At 40.4% G+C, this 5,950-nt stretch carries 3 protein-coding genes and 1 pseudogene; 2 read left to right on the forward strand and 2 right to left on the reverse strand.

Annotation, left to right across the window (positions count from 1 at the left end; all coding sequences use genetic code 11):
• Positions 1-176 precede the first annotated feature (176 nt).
• Together LC574_RS22430 and LC574_RS22435 are read right to left on the reverse strand one after the other, a co-directional pair.
• Positions 177-767 (reverse strand): hypothetical protein, encoded by a 591-nt coding sequence (locus LC574_RS22430; protein ID WP_229455721.1) that lies wholly within the window; start codon positions 765-767, stop codon positions 177-179.
• 154 nt (positions 768-921) lie between these two features.
• Positions 922-3,564 carry a pre-peptidase C-terminal domain-containing protein gene (locus LC574_RS22435; protein WP_368736720.1) on the reverse strand — a complete coding sequence of 881 codons (2,643 nt, stop codon included), beginning with the start codon at positions 3,562-3,564 and terminating at the stop codon, positions 922-924.
• A 49-nt stretch (positions 3,565-3,613) separates the two neighbouring features.
• Between LC574_RS22435 and LC574_RS22440 the strand changes: the two genes are divergently transcribed.
• Positions 3,614-4,786 (forward strand): AAA-like domain-containing protein, encoded by a 1,173-nt coding sequence (locus tag LC574_RS22440; RefSeq protein WP_229455723.1) that lies wholly within the window; start codon positions 3,614-3,616, stop codon positions 4,784-4,786.
• 404 nt (positions 4,787-5,190) lie between these two features.
• Positions 5,191-5,950 (forward strand): annotated as a pseudogene (locus LC574_RS22445) (IS5/IS1182 family transposase); the annotation flags it as partial.

Raw genomic sequence — 5,950 nt, forward strand, 5'->3', positions numbered from 1 at the left:
AGTTTCGTTGGTAATGGATTTAATATGGGAAATATCCCCTCAGGTTCTAGGGAATTGAGGAGATATTCAAAAAGTTAACCAGTTTGCTGAGTTATCTCAACAGAAAGAGAGCAATCTGTCTTTTGCTTGCCAAGGTTTGAGTCAGATTTCTCCTTTCACTGTCACTCAGAGAAAGGTTAGTCAGGTCTGAAAGCATCAACTGTTAAAGTACCTGTGTAGGTTCCCGCCTTTCCAGCAGCATCTAATGTGACATCCAAAACAATGTCCTTTGCAGTAGCAGCAGTTAAGCCTTCAGCAGTTATTGAGGCGGTACTAGGATCAGTACCACTAATATCAACTGTAAGATTATTAGTGCCGCTTACAAAAGTACCAGGTGTAATCTCTACTTCATAAGTTCCTGTGGGACTGTTAGACCAAACGATGTAGGCATCGTTAATGGTTTTTTCTACAGGTGCTGAGGCCACTGAAAAGGGGGATACAGTATCAAGAGTACTACCAGTAGATTTATCACTGCCTGTGGAAGAGGGGGGAGTAGTACTATTATTTGAAGTTAATGTTGCTCCTGCACCAACTAACTCAGCTGGAGTAATGACTACATCAGCAGTTGTGATAGTTCTCAAAAAGAGAATCTCTGGGACAGTGACATTGACGTTGATGGTCTCTGTTTCAGTGCTTGGAGCAATCTGAGCGTTAGCAGGGGCAGAAAGAATCACACCACTCAGAATAGCAGTACCAAAAGCAGCAAGAGCTAAAAATTTGTTCTTCATATTGGAAAACATCTTCCTATTTTTTGTGTTGACCGTTAGCAAATCTCGTGGACTCGATAGTTTGTCTACAAATGGCTGAAATTTTAGTGAAACTGCAACCAGTTAAATTTGGCTTATTCTTATATCGACTTTGTTTTGAACAATCACCTCCTGTTTAAAGCACGTACAATTCTGTACCATTAGTCCCGTTGTTGGCGGTGAAGAACAGCTGTGTACCAACGACAGTCAGCCTGTCGGGGTTAGCATTTCCTGTAGGGTTAATGTTGCTAACCTTGCGAGTATTGGCAGTTGTGCCGTCGCTGAACCACACCTCCCTGTTGCTGCCATTAGAAGCCGCAAAAGCCAGGGTGCCATTTAAATTAACTAGACTAGTGGGAATACTGTTATTAGGCTGGCTGCTTGCATTTGTGCCAGTCCAAATATCTTTTACTAATACTGTGTTAGCATCTGTGCCATCGGTTCGCCACAATTCTAGACCAGTTACTGGGTCATTGCCAACAAAGTAGAGAATATTACCAACAGCAGTTAGAGAGAAAGACCCTAAACCAACATTAGGTGCTTGTCCATTAGTTCTGATGTTGACGGTTCCGCCAGATGTTCCATCACTCTTCCACAGTTCCAAGTTAAAGTCATTATCGCTATCTGTCACAAAGTACAAAGTGTTACCAACGGCTGTTAGATATGTCGGCGCGAACCCATTGTTACCAGGTGTAATATCTTTCAATAAGCTAGCTGTTGTGCCATTTTGATACTTCCACACCTCAAACCCGCTTGTACCATTGCTGGCAGTGAAATAGAGCGTACTATCAACCACTCTAAAGCGTGTAGGATATGATTTAGTAGTTTCTCCCACACTAATAACCTGCGTACCAGCAACAGTGCCATCAGTTGACCAAAGCTCACTGTTATTTTTGGCTGTGAAAAAGAGCTTGCTGTTAAAAGCAGTGAAAGTGGGTGATTGAGAACTACTGAAACCAGGGTTAATATCTACTAAACTGACGCTTGTACTGTTATAAACCCACAGTTTTCTGGTACTGCTGCTATCAACTGCTGTAAAGAAAAGTTTGTTACCAACGACAGTGAGATTACTTGGATTAGAACTGCCAGTATTCAGATTAATATCACTAATTCTAGTTACAGACGCGCCATTGTACTCCCAGAGTTCTGTACCAAACGTGCTGTTAGTAGCTGTGAAGTATAACTTGTTATTGAAAACAATCAGATCATCAGGATTGAAACCACTAGCATTAGTAATGCGGGTGTTTGTAGTTCCATCACTTTTCCACAGTTGAATACCCGTAGTACCATCATTGGCAGTAAAGTACAAAGCGTTATTCCAAGTAGTCAAGTTATCAGGTTCAGAACTACCAGACCCAAGATTTATTTCTAGTTGTTGGGCTTGTGGCTCTACCGTTATGTCCAAGTTGTAAAAAGTTTCGGCTGAACCAGAGGGATAGATGCGAATGTAGTATGTACCTGCACTCAGAGGTAGATTGGTGATGGTTTCATTAGTACTCCCCGTTTGGTTAGTGGTCGGTACTTGTGTACCATTGCTCCTAAATAGTTGGACATCTGCATTGTCATTTAAGCCAGAAAGGCTGAGATTAAAAGAACTGCTGGTATTAAGATTGAACTTATAGTAATCATTAAAATCTATGCTGCCCACAAACTCACTGCCGGAAACAGAACCATTTAAAGTACCTAAATCCAGGGCTGCTCCTTGACTGTTACCAGCTTGGTCTAGGCCTATGGTTTGGGCAACTACACTTAGAGTATAGTTAGCTGCTGTTGTACCAGTACCACGAGTTACCAGGATGTTATAAGTACCAGGATTTAAGCTGCGGCGAATTGCATCTAGGGTTGTTCCTAACTGGGTGGTAGTTGGAACAATAGCACTACCATTTTGGTCTTGCAGTGTTAAATTAGCATCTGCTGAGAGTGATGTGAACCCGATATCAACTAAGGCAGTTGAGTTGAGAGTGAACTTGTAATAGTCTTGAGTATCAATAGTGTTGACTAAATCTGAGACAGTGGCAGGAAGACTGACAAGAGTGGCATTTCCTACAGTGTTTCCTCCTTGGTCTGGGGCATCTGCGGTAAAATTAACCTGCAAATTATAGTTAGTCGAGCTTGCACTTGCATAGACTTGGATATAGTAACTACCTGCGGCAAGAGAACGATTAATAGAATCTTGGTTTATACCTGTTTGAGTACTACTACTGGCAGGTTGAAGAGACTGTCCAGAGCTATTCAATAACTGTATATCAGCATTACCACTTGAAGGATTGAGGTTAATACCAATAGTGCCATTATTATTTAAAGTGAATTTGTAGTAGTCGCTAGCATCTGTAACAAAGCCGCTACTTGCAACAAAATCAGTTCCACTGTAGCTGCCGACATTGACAGCTGCACTAATATCTCTGTTAGTGTTTGCCAGTGCAGTTGTATTGTCAGAGATGCCACTATCTAGAATGGCTTCGGCTGACAGAGTGAGATTATAAGTTGTGCCAACTGCCGGAGTGACTAAATAAATCCGGGCATAGTAAGTGTTGGAAGGTTGGTTATTGAGGGTAAAACGTATATTTTCTGAGGCATTACCAGACAAGTTAGGAGCAGTAATAGTTGCACCATTACTATCTGTCAAGATTAAATTGGCATTACTATTTGCCGCTAATCCATCTAAACTCAAGGTAACGATACTAGAACTACTAAGAGTAAATTTGTAATAATCGTTCCTATCAAGACTGCTAAGAGAATCTTGAAATATATTGGCTGCGCTAGTGAGAGAGCCACCAATATAAGATGCAGAGCAGTACCATCTCTCTGTAAACTATCTCAGAGGAGATGTGGGTCCTCATCTGTGGCGAAAGCTTTCAGAGGCGTTAGGGGAAGAGGTAACAAAGAGTAATTTTAAAGGAGCGCTGGAGAGAGCCTGGGAAAGGCAATTACCTCCACCACATATTCATAGCAATGTCAAGCAGCCAAAATCCCCGTTAGCAGAGCTACCGTTTCCAGACGGTTCAGTTCCTCTGGGTTCTCCTTTTTATGTGGAGCGAGATGGTCTAGAGTCTGTTTGTTACGAGACAGTTGTCAAACCCGCTTCCCTAATTCGGATTAAAGCACCGAAGCTGATGGGCAAAACTTCATTGCTTACCAGGATTCTGGCTCATGCCCAATCCCAGAATTATCAAACGGTATATTTGGATTTAAGTAGTGTAGAGCGAGCAATTTTAACGGATTTGGACAAGTTCGTGCGTTGGTTGTGTTTAATGGTTAGTCGGAAGTTAAAGTTAGAAAATCGGTTAAAAGATTATTGGGATACAGAAATTTTAGGGAGCAATGATAACTGCACAGTGTACTTTGAGGAGTATTTATTGCCAGAAATAGATTGTCCTTTGGTATTAGGATTAGATGAAGTGGATCGGATTTTTCCTTATAACCAAGTGATTGAAGACTTTTTCGGGATGCTGCGAAGCTGGCATGAGAAAGGGAAAATTTCTGAGCAATGGAAACAACTAAGGCTGGTGATGGCACATTCTACCGAAGTTTATATTCCCTTAGACATGAACCAATCTCCCTTTAATGCGGGGCTACCAGTGCCGTTGCTGGAATTTGACCACAAGCAGGTGATAGATTTGGCTCACCTTCATGAACTGAATTGGAATGATACTCAGGTAAAGGAACTAATGAATATAGTGGGAGGACATCCTTATCTGCTACGGTTAGCAATGTACGAAGTTTACACTGCAAAGGCAACGCTAAAGCAGCTATTACAAGATGCTTCCACAGAAGCGGGAATTTACAGCAACCATCTGCGATCGTACTTAGAGATGCTGCACTCGGAAGAAGCTCAAGGTTTAAAAGAAGCGTTAAAAAAGGTGGTCACTTCACTTGAACCAGTGGAATTAGATTCAATGCAGATTTATAAGTTGCATAGTATGGGATTAGTGCACCAACAGGACAATCAGGTAATGCCTATGTGCAATTTGTACAGTGAGTATTTCCGCAGAGTCTTGTAAGTAGCCATGCGTCATCTAGAAATAAATTTTCCGTTGTTTGACAATCTGCCACAACAACTTGAACATTTCGGCACTGAATTGCTTAAGCAGAAGCTATCTTCAAGCAAAAGCTGCTTATGTTTTTCGTTGTAGATAGCGGTCAAAGTAGAATCCGAATTAATAAAAAGGGAAGAAAAAATTCCAAAACGAAGCGACACGGGTTTATCGGTAAATGGGTTGAGCCAAAGTTGTTAACAATTTATGTTGTTGATGAACAAAGTAAAAAAGTAAATAGGGGTTGCTGAAAAAGAAAGAAAAGCCGACACTCTGAGATTATCAGACCAAAGAAATATATTCAGGTGCAAGAACAGAGGATAAAATATCCCAAAATACTTGCATCTGCGTGACTAGCACTCGCTGTGTGCTTATTAGTAAACATGTACCAAAAAATGGTAAAGAAGATGTTAGAGGCTGCATCTTCAATTGATACTGAAAAAAAAACAGACTCGGCAGAAGAAGAAGAGATAAGTGAGCTAAAAAATCTGGGAAAATTAATATTAGATGCGACTTGTGCGCCAGGAGATATCAGCTATCCAACAGATTTAGAGCTATTAAATCAAGCATATTACAGACAGAACGAATAATAGACCTTCTTTATGAACAGATAAAAGGTACACTAGAGAAAAAACCGAGGATTTATCGAGAAATAGCGAGAAAAGACTACTTAGAAGTAGCTAAAAAGCGTCGTGTATCCCCAAAAGATAGAAGAAAAGCGATAAAAAAGCAACTTCAATATATTAAAAGAAATTTATCTTATATTGACCAGCTAATTAGATCCGGAGCAACTTTAGAAAAATTAACTAATAGACAACATAAGATGTTGCTTGTAGTGGCAGAAGTCTATCGTCAACAACTATGGTTGTATGAAAATAAAAAACAGAGTATTGATGACCGAATCGTTAGTTTAAGCCAACCACATATCCGTCCAATTGTCCGTGGAAAAGCCGGGAAAGCCGTGGAATTTGGGGCAAAATTATCAGCTAGTTATTTTGATGGATATGTATTTTTAGACCATATTAGTTGGGATAATTTTAATGAATCAGCGAACCTAAAGTCACAAGTAGAAGCATATAAAAATTATACTGGCTATTATCCAGAATCGGTTCATGTAGATAAAATTTATCG

Source organism: Nostoc sp. CHAB 5715 (genome assembly GCF_020829685.1).
GTDB lineage: Bacteria > Cyanobacteriota > Cyanobacteriia > Cyanobacteriales > Nostocaceae > Nostoc.